The organism is Candidatus Eisenbacteria bacterium (genome assembly GCA_005893275.1).
Classification (GTDB): domain Bacteria; phylum Eisenbacteria; class RBG-16-71-46; order SZUA-252; family SZUA-252; genus WS-7.
Window position 1 is genome coordinate 30,005 of record VBOW01000032.1, and the last position, 19,767, is coordinate 49,771.

The window sequence follows — 19,767 nt, forward strand, 5'->3', positions numbered from 1 at the left end:
GGACCGCGCGGCATCGCCGTCGCGGCGCGGTCGCGGGATGGGCGGAAGGAGTCACTTCGTTCATGTAAGGGGGAACACGCAATGAATCGGACTCGGTTTGCCTTGGCTCCATTCACGTTCGTGTTGGTCACGGCGTTTGCCGCAGCGGCTTGGGCTACGCCCAGCGTAGGCACGCTGGAAATCAGCGGTGGCTACGCGAAGTCCTCGCTGGAAGCGGCCTCTCCTTTCTCCACCGATTCACCCAGCGGCGGGATCTCCTTCGGCGCTGGCTACTTCCGCAGCATCGCCCCCAAGACGTCGTGGGGCATCGAGGCCGCGTACGACAATCTAGGGTCCATAGACTGGACGGACGGCACGGATAACTACACCAGCTCCGTCAGCATGGTGCGCGTGACCCCGGAATTCAGGATGAATTTCGGCGCCCCGGTGGGCCCGAGCTTCTTCGCCCAGGCGGGTGGCGGTTACTACGGCGTGTCGGTCAAGGAAGCGGACAATACGACGTCGACCGAGCTGAGCGCCAGCGATGGGAAATTCGGCTTCAACTTTGGCGCGGGCGTCGGATTCCCGATGGGGCCGAAGACGAAGCTCAACATTCAGGGAAACTACCACTCGGTCTCGACCGAAGGGCAGAGCACGAACTATCTCGGCTTCCGCGCCGGGCTAGCGCTCAATCTGTAATCGCAGACGGTAGTATAGGATTCATGGGGGGACGCCCGACGGCGTCCCCCCGATTTTTTTGCGGAGGAGCTGAGCAGCGGATGGGAGACGGACTACGCCCCGCCGGGGTGGGTCATCCCCTCCGGGGAGAACACCTTCGCGATCTGCTCCTCGGTCATGAGCTTCTTCTCCCGAACCAGATCCACGACCGTCTTCCCCGTCTTCAGCGATTCCTTCGCGATCTCCGCCGCCTTGAGATAGCCGATGTGGGGATTGAGGGCGGTCGCGAGCGCCGTCGAGCGCTCGAAGTAGCGGCGGCAGACCTCCTCGTTCGCCGTGATCCCGTCGATGCACTTCTCGCGCAGTCCCTGGAGCGCCGGGGCAAGGATCGCTAGCGCGCGGGTGAGGTCGTGGGCGATGACCGGCATCATCACGTTCAGCTCGAGCTGGCCCGCCTGGGAAGCGTAGGCGATGGTGGTGTCGTAGCCGATCACCTGGAAGCAGACCATGTTGGTCATCTCGAGCATCACCGGATTCACTTTGCCCGGCATGATCGAGGAGCCCGGTTGGACCGCGGGCAGCAGGATCTCGTAGAGGCCTGTGGTCGGGCCGCTCGCGAGAAGCCTTAGGTCGTTCGCGATCCGCGTGAGATCGAGGCAGAAGCCGCGGAGGTCGGAAGATACCCGGACGAACGGCGCCATGCTCTGCATGGCCTCGAACAGGTTCTTCGCGGGATGGAACGGCGCGCCGGTCAGCGCGGCGATGTGCTTCACAGCGCGCGCGCGATACTCGGGGTGCGCGTTGATGCCGGTTCCCGCCGCGTTTCCCCCGAGCCCCAGCGCGAGCAATCCCTCCCGGCTCCGCCCGAGCGATTCCGCCCATCCCGAAACGGAGGCCTCGTATCCGGAGAACTCCTGCCCCAGGGTGACCGGCACTGCATCTTGTAGATGCGTCCGACCCGCTTTGAGCACGTGCGAGAACGCCTTCGCGCGGGAAGCGAGCGAGCGGGCGAGCGCCGACATCTCCTCGAGTACCGGACCGATCAGGGTGTAGGCCGCGAGGCGAATCGCGGTCGGAACCACGTCGTTCGTGGACTGGGCCATGTTGACGTGGTCGTTCGGGCTCACGAGCGTCGTGTCCCCTCGTGCTCCGCCGAGAATCTCGCACGCGCGGTTCGCGATTACCTCGTTCACGTTCATGTGGAAGGAGGTTCCGGCGCCCGCCTGATAGGCGTCGACCACGAAGTCCCTGTCGAATGTTCCGGCGAGCACCTCCTCGGCGGCCTGGAGGATGGCCTCACCCTTCTTCCGGTCGAGCGCGCCCACTTCCATGTTGGCGCGGGCGGCCGCGATCTTGACGCGCGCCGCGGCCCGCACCATCTCGACATGGAGGCGCTCGCCGCTGATCGGGAAGTTCCGGACCGCGCGGGCGGTCTGGACGCCGTAGTAGGCGTCGGCGGGGACTTCGAGCGTCCCCAGGGAATCGCGCTCGATCCGGGTCTTCGGCCGTGAGGTCACGTCAGGCAAGGAGCGTCTCCTGCACCGGGGAATTCCAGGGAGCCTCGACGACCGGACGATCCCAGACCCCGGCGAACGACTCGCGCAGCCGCGCGAGCACCTCGCGGCGGGGCGGGGCTTCGCCGAGCAGCGTGCGAAGCGAGCCGACCCCCAAATGGCGGATGCCGCACGGGTGGATCCAGTCGAAGTGGCCGAGATCGGGGTCCACGTTGAGCGCGAATCCGTGGAAGGTGATCCAGCGCCGGACCGCGACCCCGATTGCCGCGACCTTCCGGTCGCCGACCCACACCCCGGTGTAGGGAGGGCGGCGCGTGGCGCGCAGACCGTACGCCGCGATCGCGCGGATCAGGACTTCCTCCAGGTCTCGAAGGTACCGGTGCAGGTCGCGTCCCGAGGGAAGGCCCGAAAGGGCGAGGATGGGGTAGGCCACGACCTGGCCGGGGCCGTGATAGGTGACGTCCCCGCCGCGCTCGACCGGGACGATGTCGACCCCGCGCGCGCGAAGCTCACCATCGGACGCCCGGAGGCTCTCCGCGCGGCCCGCGCGCCCGACCGTGAGGACCGGGTCGTGCTCGACGAAGTAGATCGCGTCGCCGCACGCGTCCGAGGCCCGGGCGGTCACGGCGCGGCGCTGAACCTCGAGCGCCTCCCGGTAGGGCACCCGTCCCAAGTCGTACGCCGCGATGGGCGAGGTCATGCGGGCCTCAGATGGAATCGAGCAGCCAGCTCTCGGCGTCTTCGAGCAGCTCCTTCACGCGGTGGAGGAACTGGACCGCGGGGGTCCCGTCCACCAGGCGGTGATCGAAGCTCAGGACGAGGGTCATCATGTTGCGAATCACGATCCGGTGATCGCGGACCACGGGGCGCTCCTGGATCAGGTGAACGCCCAGGACCCCCACCTCGGGGTAGTTGATGATCGGCGTCGACGCGGTCGCGCCGAACATGCCGGCGTTCGTGATCGTGAACGTCCCGCCCTGGATGTCGTTCAGGGTGAGCTTGTCCGCGCGCGCCCGGTGGCCGAGGTCTTCGATCTCCTGCGCGAGCTGGAGCAGGGTCTTTCGGTCCGCATCGTGCACCACGGGGACGATGAGCCCCTGGTCGCGATGCACGGCGACGCCGATGTTGTAGAACTTCTTGTAGTGGACCTCGGTCTCGGTCATCGACGCGTTCAGGATCGGAAACTCCCGCAGCGCCCGCACGACGGCCTTCATGATGAACGGCATGTACGTGAGGTTGACGCCGTAGGTGCTCTTGATCCTTTCCTTGAGACGCGCCCTCATTTCCACGAGCGCGGTCATGTCCACCTCATCCCACGTGGAGCAATGGGCCGCCGAGTGTCTCGAGCGGAGCATGTTCTCCGCGATCTTCTTGCGCACGTTGGTGAGCGGCTGGACCACCTCCTCCCGCGAGCCGGGTGGCGCGAAGGCGGGGGCGGGGATCGGCTTCAGGGGCTTGGGGGGCGCTGCCGCGGGAGCCCGTCCGGGAGCGCTGCCCGGCGCCGCTTGGGGGGCGGGCGCGCCGGCTCCGGCCGACGCGGCGATCCTCCCCGCCTCGATGTGGTTCAAGACGTCCTCGCGCGTCACGCGGCCGCCCATGCCGCTGCCGCGAATGCTCGAGAGATCGAGGCTATTTTCTCGTAGAAGCTTTCGCACCGCGGGCGAAACCCTCTGGTCGTCGCCCGATGGGGCCTCGGCGACCGCGGTTCCCGCCCGCGCGGGGGCGGGCTCACGCGCGGGAGCCGGGGGCTGCCCGGGCGCCGGCGGGCGCGCGCCTGGTTGCGGCCCTCCCGCGGGCGCCGCCTGGGCCCCGGCGGAAAGCGACTCACCAGCCTGGAGGATCACGCCGAGCTGCTGGCCTACCTGGGCGACCGTCCCTTCCGGAACCGTGATCTTGCCGAGGGTGCCCGCGGCGGGGGCGGGGAGCTCGATATTGATCTTGTCGGTGATGATCTCGACGATCGGCTCGTCTTTGGCGATCGGCTCGCCTTCTTTCTTCAGCCACTTGCCGACCGTCCCCTCGACGACGCTCTCGCCCAGCTGCGGCACAACGATCGTGACGGGCATCCCTTCCTCCGGCCCAGGTCCCGCGGGACCCGGTTAGTAAGCGACTGTTTCGCGGATCGCCTGCGCGATCCGGTTTGCGTCGGGAAGATACGTTTCCGCGAGCGTAGGCGCGAACGGCTCCTGCGGCGCGTCGGGCGGCGACACGCGCCGCACCGGTGCATCGAGGAAGGAGAAGCCATCCTCGGCGATCATCGCGCCGATCTCCGCGCCGACCCCCATCGTCTTGGAGCTTTCGTAGACAACGACCACCCGCGCCGTCTTCTCTACCGACGTCAAGATGGTCTCCTTGTCGTAGGGAAGCAGGGTGCGAAGGTCGATCACCTCGACCTCGATCCCTTCCGCCGAGAGCTTCTCGGCGGCTTCGAGGGACCGATGGAGCATGAGCGCGTAGGACACCACCGAAACGTGTTTTCCTTCGCGCACCACGGCCGCCTTGCCGAGCGGCACGGTGTAGTCGTGGGTGGGCACGGGTCCCTTGATCGTGCGGTAGAGGCGCTTGTGCTCGTAGTAGAGCACGGGATTCTGGCCGCGGAACGCCGATTTCAAGAGCCCCTTGGCGTCGTATGGGGTCGCCGGGGTGACCACGACGAGCCCGGGGCAGTGCATGAACCAGGCCTGATTCGCCTGCGAATGGAAGAGCCCGCCGCCAACCGCTCCGCCATAGCAGCAGCGGATGACCATGGGGCAGGTGAACATTCCGCCCGAGCGGTAGCGCATCTTGGCGGCGTGCTCCACGATCCCGTCCATGGCGAGCGTTATGAAATCGTCGAACTGGATCTCTGGAGAAGGGATCAGCCCCGCGATCGACGCGCCGACGGCACCTTCGACCAGGAAGTTCTCCGAGATCGGGCTGTCGATGACCCGCATGGGGCCGAACTTTTCGTAGAGGCCCCTCGTCGCCTTGAACACCCCGCCGTAACCCGCGATGTCTTCGCCGATGAGGAAGATGCGCTCGTCCCGCTGCATTTCCTCCATGAGGCCTTCGGTGATGGCCTCGATGTACGTCATGGTCTTCACGTCGGAGCTGATGGCTCCGGGGCCCGGTTTGGCCGTTTCCGTCATCTTCATCGCTGCTGGATCTCCGTTGGTGTTTCGTCCTGGGGCAGGCCGCGGAGCCGCTCCGCCCTTCTCGCTTCCGCCGCGCGCCCTTCGCGCTTTTCTTCCTCCGTCTCGTAGAGGAGCGGTGGCACCGGTACGGGGCGGCCGGCTTTGTCGACCGCGACGAACGTCAAATACGCCGTGCTCGTCCGCCGGCGCTCTCCGCTCAGCAGATCCTCGCTTTGCACGTCGACCCGGATCTCCATGGAGGTCCGGCCGGCATAGGTCATGCGCGCCGCGATCAGGGCCATCTGGCCGACCCGGATCGGAGCCAGGAACGAGACCTCGTCCATCGACGCGGTCACCGCCTCGGTCCTACAATGGCGATGCGCCACGATGGCTGCCGCCATGTCAATCCAGTGGAGCACCCTGCCGCCGAGGACGTTTCCCATCGTGTTCGCGTCGTTCGGCAGAACGAGCTCGACCATTTCGACCCGCGTCTCCCGCGGGGTCTTGCCCCCCTGCTTAGGCGAGCGGGGCGTACACGTCCTCCAGGATCTCGTGGGGCTCGGGGTGCGGGCTCTTCTCCGCGAACTCGATCGCCTCCTCGATCTCCCTCTCGATCCGCTGGACCGTCGCCTGCTTGTACGACTCGTCGATGATCCCGCGCTCCATCAGAACCTTCTCGAACCGGGGGACCGGATCGCGTTTTTTCCAGTACTCGAGCTCTTCCTGGGTCCGGTAGTTGGCGGGGTCGATTTCCGAATGCCCGTACCACCGGTAGGTCTTCATCTCGATCAGCGTCGGGCCTTCCCCGCGACGGGCGCGACGGATCGCGTCCTGCGAGGTCTCGTAGGTCACGAGGAGATCGTTCCCGTCGATCGTGACGCCGGGGAAGCCGTAGGCCTTCGCGCGTTCCGAAACGTCCTCGACGGGCACGCCGAGCGACGCCGGCACCGACTCGGCCCAGAGATTGTTCTGCACGACGAAGACGCAGTTCAGCTTGTGAATGCCCGCGAAGTTCAGGGCTTCGTGCCATGCCCCGTTCGAGGTGGCTCCCTCCCCGACGAAGCAGACCGCCACGTTGTCCTTCTTCTGGAACTTGTAGGCGAGCGCGCACCCGGTGGCGATCACGGTCTGGGCGGCGATCGTGGATGCGGGGGTGATGATCCCGAGGGGTTTCCATCCATAGTGGCAGGGGTGGGACTTCCCCCGATCCGGGCTGTCCTTACGCGCGAAGAGCTCCGCCATGACGTATTTGAGCGGCATCCCCTTCGTGATGGCGGCGCCCATCTCACGATGTTGAATCCCGATCGTATCTTCCGGCCGAAGGCCGTAGCAGGGACCCACCACGGTGGCTTCCTGCCCCACTGCGCTGAAGTAGGTGCCGTGAAACCGGCCCTGCTTGAAGAGCTTTCGACAGCGCTCGTCGGTTGTGCGGACTAGAGTTAGGTAGTAATAGAGCCCTTTCAGCTCGTCATTGGATACGGGCATGCATCCTCCTCGATCTACCTCGGGCGCTTTGCCGATCGGAGTCGGGAAAGCGCCGGACACCAGCCGGTTACGCTAACACACGCCGGCGGACCTTCCAATGGGCATCGAACCCCGCGATCCACGCATCGTATATAGATGTAACATCCCTATTTTCATTTCGATTCGCCCGCAGCGCTGGTATCATCGTGCGCCCCATAAGGTATGGAGGCGTTCCGTCCCAGGGAGATTAGATGAGCGAAACGGTCATAACGGAGTCCAACGTCTTGGACGCGCTCCGGTCGGTCATGGATCCGGACCTCCGCCGGGATATCGTCTCGCTCAACTTCGTCCGCAACATGAAGATCGAAGGCGGAACGGTGTCCTTCGATGTGAACCTGACCACCCCCGCGTGCCCGGTCAAGGACCGCCTTAGGGAGCAATCGCGTCAGGCGGTGCTGGAACACGTTCCGGGAGTCAAGGATGTGCGCGTGAACATGACCGCCGAAGTGCGCCGGCCGCCCGCCCCCGAGACCAGCCGGATCCGCGGCGTCAAGAACATCGTCGCCGTCGGAAGCGGGAAGGGGGGCGTCGGAAAATCCACCGTGGCCGCGAACGTGGCCGTCTCGCTCGCCCGGAGCGGCGCGAAGGTGGGCCTTCTGGACGCGGACATCTACGGACCCAGCATCCCGATCATGATGCGCTCGCAGGAAGAGCCGGAAATCCGGGAACAAGTGATCCAGCCGGTCGACGCGCACGGTGTCAAGCTCATGTCGATGGGATACCTGAGCGGGGAGATGCCGCTCATCTGGCGCGGACCGATGGCGCACAAGGCGCTTCAACAGAGTCTCCTCGGGGTGAACTGGGGGGACCTCGACTACTTGGTCGTGGACCTGCCGCCCGGAACCGGGGACGTCCACCTCACGCTCGTCCAGACCGTGCCCGTGACCGGTGCCGTGATCGTCTCCACGCCCCAGGACGTGGGGCTCCAAATTTCGATGAAGACGCTCCGGATGTTCCAGCAGACGAAGGTGCCCCTCCTGGGCGTCATCGAGAACATGAGCTACTACATCTGCCCGCACTGCGGTGGGCGGGACGAGATCTTCGGTCACGGCGGCGCGGCGCGCGCCGCGGAGTCGCTGGGCGTGCCGTTCCTCGGCGAGATCCCGCTCGACCCCGCGATACGAAAACACAGCGACACCGGAACGCCGGTCGTGCTCGCGCAGCCCGAGTCCGCCTCGGGGCGCGCATTCGCGGAGGTCACGGGGAAGCTGGCGCAGCAGGTCAGCATCCAGGCGTTCCGAAGCGTTCCTCTCACGATCGTCGAGGAGTAGCGTGCTCACGGCTCCCGAGGAGCGGGCGACGCCCGCCGAGATCAGGAAGAAAAGCGGCGAGTCGATCGCCATTCGGTGGACCGACGGACACGCGAGCACCTTCGGCGCCCGCTATCTGAGGGGCCGCTGCCCCTGCGCGCAATGCGTGAGCGAGACGTCGGGGGAGCGGCTGGTGTCGGAGGAGCACATCCGCCCCGATATCGCGATCGAGGCGGCGCGAACGGTCGGGAACTACGCGCTCCACTTTTCATTCAGCGACGGCCATACCACCGGCATCTACAGCTTCGACTACCTGAGACGGGTCTGCCCGTGCGAGGACTGCGCATGAAGATCGAAACGACGCTGTCCGGGAGCTTCCCGAAGCTCCCGCTGGAACCCGGAGCGCCCAACGTCCGGGTCGTTCGGAACCGGATGGACCAGGGAAAGGCGACCGACCGCGACCTCGTCGAGGCGACCCGAGAGACCACGCGGCGCATCATCGCATTACAGGAATCCGCCGGCGTCGACATCCCGGTGGACGGCCAGGTGGCCTGGGACGACGAGCAGACGTACTTCGCGCGCGGGGTCCAGGGATTCGAGATCGCGGGCTTGATCCGCTACCTGGATAGCAACACGTACTACCGCCAGCCCGAAATCGCCGGCCCGCTCTCCTGGACGCGGCCGGTCACGGTCGAGGATTTCCGGACGGCGCAGGGCATGGCGCACCGGCCGCTCAAGGCCGTGCTGCCCGGCCCCTACTCGCTGTACCGGTTCTCCAAGGACCGCCACTACCGGAGCCCAGAGGAAGCGGCCCGCGCCATCGGAGAGGTCCTCGCCCGCGAGGCGAAGGCGCTCGAGGAGGCCGGGGCCGCGTGGATCCACTTCGAGGAGCCGTGGCTGGGGCGCGCCAGGGCCTCGGACGCATCCCTCGTCCGGGCGGCGCTCGAGCCGCTGTTCCGCGGGCGAAAGGCGAAGACCGTGCTCCACGTTCCTTTCCGCGCCCCGGCGGCCGTGTTCGACGCGGTCCGGGATCTCACGTGGAGCGTGCTGGGGCTCGACCTGGTCGAGGCACCCGATGCGTGGAGTTTGATCTCCAAGGTGCCCGAAGGGCGCACCGTCGCGCTCGGGCTCATCGACGCGCGCAACACGAGGCTCGAAGACCCCTCCGACGTCGCCAAGGCGGTCGGCCGGGCGCGTGCGATGAGGTCCGATCTCGCGTGGCAGCTCTGCCCGACCGCGAGCCTCGAATACCTGCCCGTCGATCGCGCCGCGATGAAAGTCTCGCGCCTCACCGAGGCGGCACGCCTCGCTTCAGGGAACGGAGGATGATCATGCCGCGTGGACTCTGGACGACGACCGTCGGGAGCTTTCCGAAGCCGCCGCACCTCGAGCGCGCGCGGAACCAGTTCGCCCGCGGCGAAATCTCCGCCGAGCGACTGAACGAGCTCGAGCGGGAAGCCACGATCGAGGTGATCCGCTCCCAGGAGGAAATCGGGCTCGATATTCTGGTCGATGGAGAGCTCTATCGCGGCGACATGACCACCTTCTTCGCGGAGCGGATGGACGGGTTTCAGATCTCGAACCCGGTCCGCTCCTACGGAAACCGCTATTACCGAAAGCCCGTCGCCACGGGCCCGGTGCGGCGCACCGACCCCTGGACGGTGGATTGGTGGAAATTCGCCCAGAGCCAGACGTCGAAGCCGGTGAAGGGGATGCTGACGGGCCCGTACACGATGATGGACTGGTCCTTCAACGAGCACTATCCGTCGCGCGAGGCGCTGGCCATGGATCTGGCCGAGGCGATTCGCGAAGAGGCGATCGCGCTCGTGGAGGCGGGAGCGAAGTTCGTCCAGGTGGACGAGCCGGCGATCTCGGTGCGCCCGGAGGAGCTCAAGCTCGCGGTCCGGGCCCTTGGCCGCGCCGTGGAGGGCGTGAAGGCGAAGACCATCACGCATATCTGCTATGGCGATTTCGACGTGATCTACCCCGCGCTCCTCGATCTCCCGGTCGACATGATCGATCTCGAGATGGCGAACAGCCGCTACGACCTCCTGGACCGGTTCCGGCAGCATCGTTTCACGAAGGAGATCGGGTACGGCGTGCTCGACGTGCACTCGCATCGGATCGAGACCAAGGAGGAGGTGAAACAGGGAATCCTCCGCGGCCTCGAGATATTGAAGCCGGAGCAAATGTACATCGATCCCGACTGCGGCCTGAAAACGCGCACCGTGGAGGAAGCGAAGGAAAAGCTCGCCGTGATGGTGGCGGCCGTGCGCGAGGTGCGGAAGGAGCGTGGCATCACGGCGTGACCCCGGATAGCCCGGTCGATCTCTCCGGTCTCAAGATCGACCGCGACGCGCCGGCTCCCGGAACCGGCCGCCCGAGGCGCGCCATCCTCTGGGGCGCGTTCACGGTGGTGGCGCTGGCCGGGGCAGCCTTCGCCTACCGCGCTTTGAATCCCGTCTCCGTTCCGGTCGGGGTGGCCCGCGCGGAGCCCCTGGGAGGGGTTCCCGGCGCGGGAGGCGCGGAGATCCTGACGGCGAACGGCTACGTTGTGGCGCGCCAGCGCGCCTCCGTCTCGACCGAGGTGGCGGGGCGGCTGAACCAGCTTTTCGTCGAGGAAGGGAGCCGGGTCCGGAGGGGGCAGGTCCTCGGGGTGCTCCAAAACGCGGATCAAAAGTCCGCGCTCGCGAGCGCACGGGCGGCGCTCGCCTCGGCGGAGGCCCGCGAAGCGGAGGCCGCGGCCACCGCGCGCGAGACCGCTCTCGCGAGGGGGCGCGCCGTCCAGCTCCACTCGAAGGGGCTCGTGAGCCAGTCCGAGCTCGATCGGGCGGTCGCGAGCGATGACGTGGCGCACGCCCGCGTCCAGAGCGCCGAGGCGGAGACAAGGAACACGTCGGCCCGGGTCCAGTCGGCCCAGGTCGATTACGACAAGACGTTCATCCGCGCGCCCTTCGCGGGAGCGGTGCTCCGGAAGGAAGCGGAAGTCGGCGAAATCGTGAGCCCGATTCCCTCCACCGGCGGGCTCACGCGCGGGGCGATCGTGACGATGGCGAACCTCGCGACGCTGGAAGTCGAAGCGGACGTGAACGAGGGCTATGTCTCCCGGGTGCACGAGGGCATGCGGGCCGAGATCACCCTGGACGCCTATCCCGAGGAGCGCTTCCCCGGCCACGTGAGGCAGATCGTTCCGACCGCGGACCGCCAGAAGGCGACGGTTCTCGTGAAGGTCGCGTTTGATCGGCTGGATCCGCGCGTCCTTCCCGAGATGGGCGTCAAGACCACGTTCCTCGCGGACGCCGGGGCCGTCGCGGGAAAGAGCCCGGCGGCCGCGGCGGTGGTCGCGATCCCGAAACGCGCGGTGCGCGAGGCCGAGGGCCGCGCGGTGGTCTACGTCGTGGAGGGAGGGCGCGCGGTCATGCGGGGCGTGTCGCCGCGCCCCCTCGCCGGCGACCGCGTGGCGGTGAGCGGGGGTTTGGCTCCCGGGGAGCTCGTGATCGTGGAGGCTCCGTCCACGCTGGGTGACAAGAGCCGCGTCCGTGTCAAATAGCGAGCGGAGGAATTTCGTGCCATCCGAGAACGGCGCCCTGGTCCATCTTCACGACGTGCACAAGGTCTATCACCGGGACCGGATCGAGGTCCCTGTGTTGCAGGGAATCAACCTGGACGTGAGGGAAGGGGAATTCCTCGCCCTGATGGGGCCCAGCGGCTCGGGAAAATCGACGCTGCTCAACCTGATCGCGGGAATCGACACCCCGACCCAGGGGGAGGTGCGCGTCGCGGGGGAATCCCTGGGAACCCTGAAGCCCTCGCGCCTCGCCGCGTGGCGCGCCCGGCACATCGGTTTCATCTTTCAGCTCTACAACCTGATTCCCGTGTTGACCGCCTTTCAAAACGTGGAGCTGCCGCTCCTTCTCACGCGGCTCTCCGCGAGGGAAAGGAAGAAGCGCGTGCTCTTCGCCCTCGGGCTGGTCGGGCTCGAGGGCCGCGCCAAGCACTTCCCACGCCAGCTCTCGGGGGGCGAGGAGCAGCGCGTCGCCATCGCGCGCGCGATCGTGGCCGATCCGACTCTTCTGGTCGCGGACGAGCCCACGGGGGACCTCGACGCGAGGAACGCGGCCGAAATCCTCACGCTCTTGAAGCGTCTGAATGAGGAGCTGAAAAAAACCATCCTCATGGTGACCCACGATCCCCACGCGGCGGAGAGCGCGCACGTGATCTTCCATCTGGACAAGGGCGTGCTCCAGCCTTGAAGTACCTCGGGCTCATCTTCGCCAATCTCATGCGCTCGAAGCGGCGGACCTTCCTCACGGTCTTCTCGATCGCGATCGCGCTCTTTCTCTTCTGCACGTTGCGGACGGTGATCACCTCCTTCGAGGCCTCGTTAAGGGCCTCGCAGGCCACGCGGCTCGTGGTGCGCCACGCGGCCTCCCTCGTCTTCCCGCTGCCGCTGGCGTATCGCGAGCGGCTCTCCCGGGTTCCCGGCGTGACCGGCATCTCCTACGGCAACTGGTTCGGCGGCTTTTACCAGGACCCGAAGAATCAATTCGCCCAGTTCGCGATGGACGTCCCCACGCTTCTGGACCTCTTCCCGGAAGTGATTCTCCCCGCCGGACAGGCGGAGGCGTTCCGTTCGGAGCGAACGGCGTGCATCATCGGGGCAGCGCTCGCCCGGAAGTACGGGTGGAAGCTGGGGGACCAGATTCCCATCATGGGGACGATTTTCCCCGGCGAATGGCGCTTCGTGGTGCGCGGGATCTACACCGGGCAGACCAAGGACGTCGACGAGAACACGCTCTTCTTCCACTGGGACTACCTGAACGAATCGCTTCCCGAGGGGAGGAAGAGCCTCGTGGGCATCTACTGGCTTCGAATCGCATCCCCCGATCTCGCGGCTTCCGTGAGCGGTCGCGTGGACGCCCTCTTCGAGAACAGCCCGCAGCCGACCAAGACGGAAACCGAGAAAGCCTTCCAGGCCGGCTTCATTTCCATGATCGGGAACGTCCAGCTCCTGCTCACCATCATCGGCTCGGCGATCGTGTTCGCGATCATGCTCGTCACGATCAACACCATGATGATGGCCGCGCGCGAGCGGACCACCGAGATCGCCGTGCTCAAGACCCTGGGTTTCTCCGACGGCCTCATCCTGCGCCTCGTCGGCGGAGAGGCGCTCTTCCTCTCCCTGTTGGGAGGTGGCCTGGGCTGCGGTCTCGCGGCGCTCGTCTTCCGGGAATCCGATTTCACCGGGGGAGGATTCTTCCCGAATTTCCGCGTCCTGCCGGAAACCGTCCTCCTCGGGCTGGTCTTGGCCGCTCTGATGGGCCTCTTGAGCGGGGTCGCCCCCGCCGTTCAGGCCGCCCGTCTCCAGGTCGCATCCGCGCTGCGCAGGGTCGCCTGAGGGCACGATGGCCGTCCCGCTCGCCTACAACCTCCGCAATCTCTCCGCGCGCAAGGTGAGCACCGTCTTGACCGCGCTCGGGATCGGTCTCGTCTCCTGGGTCTTCATCTTCACGTTGGCCCTGGCGGGGGGATTCCAGTCGGCGCTCCAGGCGACCGGGTCCCACGCGAACGCGATCGTGATCCGGAGCGGCTCGACCGCCGAGCTGACGAGCATCGTGGCGCGCGAAGCGGCCGCGTCGATCGAGAGCCAACCGGAGATCGCCCGGGCATTGGACGGAGCCCCGCTCGCGACGCACGAGCTCGTCGTGCTCTGGAATCTCGAGCGGAAGAACGGAACCCAGGCCAACGTGGTCGTGCGCGGCGTCACAGCCAGGTCGATCGCGCTCCGCCCGAAACTCCACCTCGTCCAGGGTCGCATGTTCCGGCCGGGCCTCGAGGAGGTGGTCGTCGGGAAGCTCGCCGAGGCGAGGATCGCCCACTGCACGATGGGAGATCGCATCAAGCTCGCCGGACGCCAGTGGTCCATCGTGGGCGTGTTCGACGCGCAAGGGACCGCGTTCGATTCGGAGATCTGGGGGGATGTGGAGCTCTTCATGCCGGTCTTCGACAGGCCGGTCTATCAGAGCGTCACGTTTCGCCTGGATGAGCCCTCGCACTTCGGCGCGATCCAGAAGCGCCTGGAAGCCGATCCGAGAATGAGCGTCCAGGTGAAACACGAAGACGAGTTCTATGCGGCGCAGTCCGCCACGCTCGCCACGCTTCTGCGAGGGCTCGGGCTCTTCGTCACGCTGGTGATGGCGCTCGGCGCTGTTTTCGGCGCGCTCAACACGATGTACGCGGCGGTCGGCTCGCGCACGAAGGAGATCGGGACGCTCCTGGCCCTCGGCTTCTCGCGCGGATCGATTCTCACTTCCTTTCTCATCGAATCGGTGCTCCTCGCGACGCTGGGCGGCCTCCTGGGCTCGCTCATGGCGCTTCCCGTGAACGGGATCACGACGAGCACGATGAACTTCGCCTCCTTCAGCGAGATCGCCTTCCGCTTCCAGGTCACGCCCACGATGCTCCTCTCGGGCATGATCTTCGCCGCCATCATGGGCGCGCTCGGCGGATTCTTCCCTTCGCGCAAGGCGGCGCGACGGGTCATCGTCGAAGCGCTCCGCGAGGCCTGATCCCGGGCGGCGTCGCGTTGACCCTCCCCCCGGCGTGTGCTAGCGTCGGCGTCCCATGAGCAAGAACCGAATCAAAATCGGCGTCCGCGACAACCGATTGGGGCGCATCTTGGGCGAGCAGGTCGCCGAGCTCCTGAAGCCGCACGTCGGATCCGCCGCCTGTGTGCTCGTTCCGGTCGGGCATGCCGCCGAGCGGGGACGCGGCAATTCCGCCCGATGGCCCGGACTTCCCCTGGAGGAGGCGCTGGTTCAGGGCGAGATCGACATCGCGGTCCAGAACATGAAGGACGTGCCTCCCGAGCCGGCCCAGGGCATCGTGCTCGCGGCGGTGACCGAACGATTCACGCCCTTTGATGTGCTCATCGCGCGCGATGGGATCATCATGGACGAGCTGCCGGAGGGATCCGCGATCAGCGCCCACACGCCGATCCGGCGCGCGCAGCTTTTGCATTACCGGGATGATTTCTCCATCGTGGATTTCTCGGGAAGCCTCGAGGAGCGGATGCGGAAGCTCGAGATGGGCGAAGTCGACGGGCTCGTGGTCTCGGCTTCGGCGGTCGAGCACCTGGGATACCAGGACCGGGTCACCGAGGTTTTCACGACCGAGGTGGTCGTCCCGGCCCCGGGACAGGGCGCGCTCGGCCTGGAGGTCCTGAAGGGGTCGAAGGAGCTCCTCAAGGCGGCCAAGCATCTCGATGACGCGGTCGCGCGCGCGGAGATCGCGGCGGAGCGCGCCTTCCAGCGCGAGGTGACGGGCGATCCGTCCGTCCCCATCGGCGCCCTCGCGAAGCTCGACGGCAACACGCTCCATCTCGAGGGCGTGATCGCGGACCGGGAAGGGATCAAGATCTACCGCGACGAAGAAGAAGGAAAGGCCGGGGATGAAGAGCAGATCGGGGTGCGGCTCGCGCGCCGTCTCCTGCTCGACGGGGCCCGCGCCCTCCTTTCCCCCGCCGAAAGCTCCCACTAGGGCGTCATGCTCGATCTCAAGCGCATCCGCACCGAGACCGATCGCGTGCGGGAGGCCATCGCATTCAAAAAAACCCAGGCGGACCTGGACCGGTACCTGCTCCTCGACGAACAAAGGCGCGAGCTCCTTGCCGAAGCCGAGCGGCTGAAGCACGAGCGGAACGCCGTCTCGGAGGAAATCGGCCGTCTCAAGCGCGCGGGGAAAGACGCCCCCGACAAGGTCGCGGCGATGAAACGGGTCGGGGAGGAGATCAAGACGCTCGATGCGCGAATCGCCGGCCTGGAATCGGAGCTCGAGAAGATCCTCGTATGGATCCCCAATGTCCCGCACCCTTCGGTCCCGCGAGCCGGGGACGCCGCGGGGAATGTCGTCGTGCGCGAGTCAGGCACGTTCCGCAAGCTCGGATTCAAGCCCAAGCAGCATTGGGAGCTCGCCGAGTCGCTCGGGCTCCTCGACTTCGACCGCGCCGGGAAGATCGCGGGCGCGGGGTTTCTGCTTTTCACCGGACGCGGCGCCCGTCTCGAGCGCGCGCTCATCCAATTCATGATCGATTCGGCGACCCGGCGGGGCTATACGGAGGTGTGGGCGCCGCATCTCGTCAGGCGGGAATGCCTCTTCGGGACCGGGCAGCTCCCCAAGCTCGAGGAGGACATGTACCGGGTGCAGGGCGAGGATCTGTTCCTCAATCCCACGGCCGAAGTGCCGATCACCAACATCTACCGCGAGGAGACCCTGGACGGGGGAAGGCTCCCCATCAATCACGTCGGCTACTGCGCGAGCTATCGTAGGGAAGCGGGCGCCTACGGCCGCGAGACGCGCGGGATGATCCGCGTCCATCAGTTCGACAAGGTGGAGCTGGTCAAGCTCGTGCGCCCCGAGACATCCTACGACGAGCATGAAAAGCTGCTCGCCGACGCGGAGGCGGTGCTCGACGCGCTCGAGCTGCCGCACCGGGTCGTGCTCCTGGCGGCGGGGGACTTGAGCTTCGCCGGAGCCAAGTGCTACGACCTCGAAACGTGGGCGCCCGGGGAGGACCGGTGGCTCGAGGTCTCCTCCTGCAGCAATTTTGAGGATTTCCAGGCCCGCCGCGCGGGAATTCGTTTCCGCCCCGGGCCCGGGGCGAAGGCAGAGTACGTCCACACCCTGAACGCCTCGGGATTGGCGCTCCCGCGCACGTTCGCGACGCTCCTCGAGTACCACCAGACCGAACGCGGATCCGTGCGCCTCCCGGACGCGCTCCTGCCCTACTGGGACGGCGAACGGGAGATCGGGCCCGTCTGAGGCCCGGGACATGCCCGATCTCCGCACCGCCCGGCCGCGGACGGTCCGGCCGCTGCCGTACAAGGTGTTTCTCTTCCTCGCGATCGTTGCCCTCATGGCGGCGCTCGTGCTTCACTCGAACTATCTGATCAGCCGGCTCAACAACGAAACCCAGAACCTCTGCTACGTCCTCGCCCGGTTTTTCGCGGTCTCCACGTTTCCGGTCGCCGAGGACCCGTCGTTGATCCCGATCTTCCGCGAGGTCGTGGGGAACATCAATTTTCCGATCATCCTCACGGACACCGGAGGCATCCCACGCGCGTGGAAGCACATCGGCATCCCTCCGGCGGCCGTTCCCGATTCGGTTCTCCAGCGCGCGGCCGAGACGGGCATCATTCCGCCCGCCGTGAAGAGGATCCAGGACGCCGCCGCGAAGCTCGATCGTAGGCACGCGCCCATCCCGGTCGAGCGGCTTGGAAATCCGGGCGTGCTCGGAATGGTCCACTACGGCGAGCCCTCGCTGGTCGCCAAGCTTCGATGGATCCCCTACGTCGAGTTCGGCGTGGTTTTCGCGCTGCTTGTCTTTGGATTTGTCGGCTTTCGCGCCATCGTGGCCGCGGAGCAGCGATCGCTCTGGGCCGCGCTCGCCAAGGAAACCGCGCACCAGCTCGGAACGCCCCTGTCCTCGCTCCTCGGCTGGTCCGCTCACCTGCGCGAGATGGCCGCGGGCGCGGATCGGACCCCGGAGCGGATCGAGGCGATCGCATCCGAGATCGATCTCGATCTGGATCGGCTCAACAAGGTCGCTTTCCGGTTCAGCCAGGTCGGCTCCGTTCCCGCGCTCAAGGAGGGGGATCTAACGCAGGTCGTGGCAGGGGTGGTGGGCTATTTTCGCCACCGCCTCCCGCACCTGGGACATGAGGTGGAGATCGCGGAGCGCTACGAGGCGATTCCCAGGGTCGCTTTCCACAAAGAGCTGATCGAATGGGTGGTCGAGAACCTGATTCGAAACGCGATCGACGCCGCCGACAAGCCCAGAGGAACGATCGAGGTGGAATTGGGCTGGCGGCGGGAACGGCGCGAAGTGGAGCTCAGGGTCAAGGACAACGGGCGCGGCATGACGCCCGCGGAGCGGCGACGCGCGTTTTCGCCGGGGTTCAGCACGAAGCGGCGAGGGTGGGGGCTGGGTCTCGCGCTTGCGAGGCGCGTCGTTCGCGAGTATCATCGCGGAAAGATCTCGATCGTGGAATCCGTGCCCGGCCAGGGAACGACCGTGGCCGTCGCGCTGCCCGTAGCCCCTTCCCCGAACCCCGGTTCCGCGTAATCCCAGAGCCGAAAGACCCATGGCGTTCCAGAATCGAAAAATTCTTTGGGCCGATGACGAGATCGACCTCCTGAAGCCCCACATCCTGCTCCTGGAATCGAAGGGCTACCAGGTCACCTCCGTCTCCAATGGAAATGACGCCGTCGCGTGTGCCGCGCGCGAGAAGTTCGACGTCGTCCTGCTCGACGAATCGATGCCCGGGCTCGGCGGGCTTGCCACGCTCGAAGCGATCAAGGACCAGGACCCATCCGTCCCGGTCGTGCTGGTGACGAAGAACGAAGCGGAATCGCTCATGGACGAGGCGATCGGGAAGCGCATCGACGACTATCTGATCAAGCCGGTGCGCCCGACGCAGATTTTCCTCGCGCTGAAGCGTCTCCTCGAAGCGGACCGGCTCCAAGAGAGCCAGCGGGCGCGCGATTACGTGGCGGAGCTGTCGCGGCTCCGCGCGGACTCCACGGGGGGTCTCGACTGGCGCGGTTGGGTCGATCTCTACGCCCGGAGCGCCCAATGGGACGTGGAGCTCGATCAGGTCGAAGACGCCGGGCTCAAGCAGGCGCACGCGGACCAGAGACGAGAGCTCAACGTCGAGTTCGGCCAGTACGTCGAGGCGCGGTATCCCTCGTGGCTTGCCGGAAACGATGCGCCCCCGCTCTCCACGGACGTCCTGGAGCGCTGGGTCGCGCCGATCCTGCGCGAAAAACGGCGCGTCTATTTCATCGTCGTCGATTGTATGCGCCTCGACCAATGGCTCACGGTGGACCCCTTGGTCCGGGAATTTTTCGACGTGCAGGTCGACTACCACGTCTCCATCCTGCCGACCGCGACTCCGTATTCGCGGAACGCGATTTTCGCGGGGCTCCTTCCCGACGCGATCCAGCGGAGGCACCCCGAGTTCTGGAACGAGGGTCCGGGGGACGAGCGGAGCAAGAACCGCTACGAGCGCCAGCTCCTGGACGCGCACCTGAAGCGGCTGTCGCTCGAGCTCCTTTCGCCCCCGAAGTACATCAAGATCTACAACGTCGAAGAGGCGAACAACGTCAGGCGCAACGTCGTCACGTTCCAGAATATTCCGCTCGTAGCGCTGGTGTTCAATTTCCTCGATATGCTCACCCACGGGCGCTCCGAATCGGACCTCCTGCGCGAGCTCGCGCCCGACGAGTCCGCGTTCCGGTCGGTGATGCGTTCCTGGTTCCTTCACTCCTCGCTCTTCGAGGCGCTGAAATGGATGTCGAAGCAGGATTGCACGGTGATCTTGACGACCGATCACGGGGCGATCCTGAGCCGGCGCTCCGCCCTCGTCTACGGAAACAGGGAGACGTCGACCAATCTTCGATTCAAATTCGGAACGAATCTGGCCTGCGATCCCAAGCATGCCGTTCACGTGAAGGAGCCGAGCCGGTACCGGCTGCCGGCGGACACGGCGAACAAGAGCTATATCATCGCGAAGGAAGATTTCTATTTCGTCTACCCGACGAATTTCCACGAATACGAGAACAAGTACCGCGGGAGCTTCCAGCACGGCGGCATTTCCCTGGAAGAGATGATCCTGCCCACGGTCACACTCACTCCTCGGGGCTGATTCA

General features: G+C 66.3%; 19 protein-coding genes. 13 read left to right on the plus strand and 6 right to left on the minus strand.

Going from position 1 to position 19,767, the window contains the following annotated elements; all coding sequences use genetic code 11:
• The first annotated feature begins 81 nt into the window (after nucleotides 1–81).
• Nucleotides 82–678 (plus strand): porin family protein, encoded by a 597-nt coding sequence (locus tag E6K76_07455; protein TMQ58571.1) that lies wholly within the window; start codon nucleotides 82–84, stop codon nucleotides 676–678.
• A 92-nt stretch (nucleotides 679–770) separates the two neighbouring features.
• Here the strand turns inward: E6K76_07455 and E6K76_07460 are convergent, their stop codons facing one another.
• From E6K76_07460 to E6K76_07485, 6 genes are read right to left on the minus strand one after another with little or no spacing between them, the layout of a single operon-like run.
• A complete protein-coding gene (locus tag E6K76_07460) occupies nucleotides 771–2,174 on the minus strand; it encodes an aspartate ammonia-lyase (GenBank protein ID TMQ58616.1) in 1,404 nt (467 codons plus the stop codon).
• 1 nt (nucleotide 2,175) lies between these two features.
• On the minus strand, nucleotides 2,176–2,871 hold the full coding sequence (gene lipB / locus E6K76_07465; protein ID TMQ58572.1) for a lipoyl(octanoyl) transferase LipB: 696 nt from the start codon (nucleotides 2,869–2,871) through the stop codon (nucleotides 2,176–2,178).
• A gap of 7 nt (nucleotides 2,872–2,878) precedes the next feature.
• The gene (sucB, locus tag E6K76_07470; protein TMQ58573.1) at nucleotides 2,879–4,237 is read right to left on the minus strand and encodes a dihydrolipoyllysine-residue succinyltransferase; all 1,359 of its coding nucleotides are present in this window, start codon (nucleotides 4,235–4,237) and stop codon (nucleotides 2,879–2,881) included.
• A 33-nt stretch (nucleotides 4,238–4,270) separates the two neighbouring features.
• Nucleotides 4,271–5,254, minus strand: a complete 984-nt coding sequence (locus E6K76_07475; protein TMQ58617.1) for an alpha-ketoacid dehydrogenase subunit beta — start codon at nucleotides 5,252–5,254, stop codon at nucleotides 4,271–4,273.
• Between the two features lie 47 nt (nucleotides 5,255–5,301).
• Nucleotides 5,302–5,763: an acyl-CoA thioesterase gene (locus E6K76_07480; GenBank protein TMQ58574.1), complete on the minus strand. Its 462-nt coding sequence runs from the start codon at nucleotides 5,761–5,763 to the stop codon at nucleotides 5,302–5,304.
• Nucleotides 5,764–5,800: 37 nt separating this feature from the next.
• A complete protein-coding gene (locus E6K76_07485) occupies nucleotides 5,801–6,769 on the minus strand; it encodes a thiamine pyrophosphate-dependent dehydrogenase E1 component subunit alpha (GenBank protein TMQ58575.1) in 969 nt (322 codons plus the stop codon).
• A 230-nt stretch (nucleotides 6,770–6,999) separates the two neighbouring features.
• Here E6K76_07485 and E6K76_07490 point away from each other — a divergent pair, with 230 nt between their 5' ends.
• From E6K76_07490 to E6K76_07545, 12 genes are read left to right on the plus strand one after another with little or no spacing between them, the layout of a single operon-like run.
• Nucleotides 7,000–8,079, plus strand: coding sequence for an Mrp/NBP35 family ATP-binding protein (locus E6K76_07490; protein TMQ58576.1), 1,080 nt, complete (start codon nucleotides 7,000–7,002; stop codon nucleotides 8,077–8,079).
• A gap of 1 nt (nucleotide 8,080) precedes the next feature.
• Nucleotides 8,081–8,407, plus strand: coding sequence for a DUF971 domain-containing protein (locus E6K76_07495; protein TMQ58577.1), 327 nt, complete (start codon nucleotides 8,081–8,083; stop codon nucleotides 8,405–8,407).
• Entirely contained in the window at nucleotides 8,404–9,387 is a 984-nt protein-coding gene (locus tag E6K76_07500) for a hypothetical protein (protein ID TMQ58578.1), read from the plus strand. The genes E6K76_07495 and E6K76_07500 overlap by 4 nt, the downstream gene beginning before the upstream one ends.
• A 2-nt stretch (nucleotides 9,388–9,389) precedes the next feature.
• Nucleotides 9,390–10,367, plus strand: a complete 978-nt coding sequence (locus tag E6K76_07505) for a methionine synthase (protein TMQ58579.1) — start codon at nucleotides 9,390–9,392, stop codon at nucleotides 10,365–10,367.
• Nucleotides 9,728–11,608, plus strand: a complete 1,881-nt coding sequence (locus E6K76_07510) for an efflux RND transporter periplasmic adaptor subunit (GenBank protein TMQ58580.1) — start codon at nucleotides 9,728–9,730, stop codon at nucleotides 11,606–11,608. Before E6K76_07505 ends, E6K76_07510 begins: the two co-directional genes overlap by 640 nt.
• Nucleotides 11,609–11,645: 37 nt before the next feature.
• Entirely contained in the window at nucleotides 11,646–12,311 is a 666-nt protein-coding gene (locus E6K76_07515; GenBank protein ID TMQ58618.1) for an ABC transporter ATP-binding protein, read from the plus strand.
• Complete coding sequence (locus E6K76_07520; GenBank protein TMQ58581.1) at nucleotides 12,308–13,456, plus strand: FtsX-like permease family protein; 1,149 nt, start codon at nucleotides 12,308–12,310, stop codon at nucleotides 13,454–13,456. Before E6K76_07515 ends, E6K76_07520 begins: the two co-directional genes overlap by 4 nt.
• Before the next feature lie 7 nt (nucleotides 13,457–13,463).
• Complete coding sequence (locus tag E6K76_07525) at nucleotides 13,464–14,627, plus strand: FtsX-like permease family protein (GenBank protein ID TMQ58582.1); 1,164 nt, start codon at nucleotides 13,464–13,466, stop codon at nucleotides 14,625–14,627.
• Nucleotides 14,628–14,682: 55 nt separating this feature from the next.
• Nucleotides 14,683–15,597, plus strand: a complete 915-nt coding sequence (gene hemC, locus E6K76_07530; GenBank protein ID TMQ58583.1) for a hydroxymethylbilane synthase — start codon at nucleotides 14,683–14,685, stop codon at nucleotides 15,595–15,597.
• Nucleotides 15,598–15,603: 6 nt separating this feature from the next.
• Nucleotides 15,604–16,878, plus strand: coding sequence for a serine--tRNA ligase (serS, locus tag E6K76_07535; GenBank protein ID TMQ58584.1), 1,275 nt, complete (start codon nucleotides 15,604–15,606; stop codon nucleotides 16,876–16,878).
• Between the two features lie 10 nt (nucleotides 16,879–16,888).
• Entirely contained in the window at nucleotides 16,889–18,181 is a 1,293-nt protein-coding gene (locus E6K76_07540; GenBank protein TMQ58585.1) for a HAMP domain-containing histidine kinase, read from the plus strand.
• Nucleotides 18,182–18,200: 19 nt separating this feature from the next.
• A complete protein-coding gene (locus E6K76_07545; protein ID TMQ58586.1) occupies nucleotides 18,201–19,763 on the plus strand; it encodes a bifunctional response regulator/alkaline phosphatase family protein in 1,563 nt (520 codons plus the stop codon).
• Nucleotides 19,764–19,767: the final 4 nt, after the last annotated feature.

Coding starts and splice junctions, on each gene's coding strand:
- E6K76_07455 (TMQ58571.1), top strand. CDS start 82: ATGAATCGGACTCGGTTTGCCTTGGCTCCATTCACGTTCGTGTTGGTC.
- lipB (TMQ58572.1), bottom strand. CDS start 2,871: ATGACCTCGCCCATCGCGGCGTACGACTTGGGACGGGTGCCCTACCGG.
- sucB (TMQ58573.1), bottom strand. CDS start 4,237: ATGCCCGTCACGATCGTTGTGCCGCAGCTGGGCGAGAGCGTCGTCGAG.
- E6K76_07480 (TMQ58574.1), bottom strand. CDS start 5,763: ATGGTCGAGCTCGTTCTGCCGAACGACGCGAACACGATGGGAAACGTC.
- E6K76_07485 (TMQ58575.1), bottom strand. CDS start 6,769: ATGCCCGTATCCAATGACGAGCTGAAAGGGCTCTATTACTACCTAACT.
- E6K76_07490 (TMQ58576.1), top strand. CDS start 7,000: ATGAGCGAAACGGTCATAACGGAGTCCAACGTCTTGGACGCGCTCCGG.
- E6K76_07500 (TMQ58578.1), top strand. CDS start 8,404: ATGAAGATCGAAACGACGCTGTCCGGGAGCTTCCCGAAGCTCCCGCTG.
- E6K76_07505 (TMQ58579.1), top strand. CDS start 9,390: ATGCCGCGTGGACTCTGGACGACGACCGTCGGGAGCTTTCCGAAGCCG.
- E6K76_07525 (TMQ58582.1), top strand. CDS start 13,464: ATGGCCGTCCCGCTCGCCTACAACCTCCGCAATCTCTCCGCGCGCAAG.
- hemC (TMQ58583.1), top strand. CDS start 14,683: ATGAGCAAGAACCGAATCAAAATCGGCGTCCGCGACAACCGATTGGGG.
- serS (TMQ58584.1), top strand. CDS start 15,604: ATGCTCGATCTCAAGCGCATCCGCACCGAGACCGATCGCGTGCGGGAG.
- E6K76_07540 (TMQ58585.1), top strand. CDS start 16,889: ATGCCCGATCTCCGCACCGCCCGGCCGCGGACGGTCCGGCCGCTGCCG.
- E6K76_07545 (TMQ58586.1), top strand. CDS start 18,201: ATGGCGTTCCAGAATCGAAAAATTCTTTGGGCCGATGACGAGATCGAC.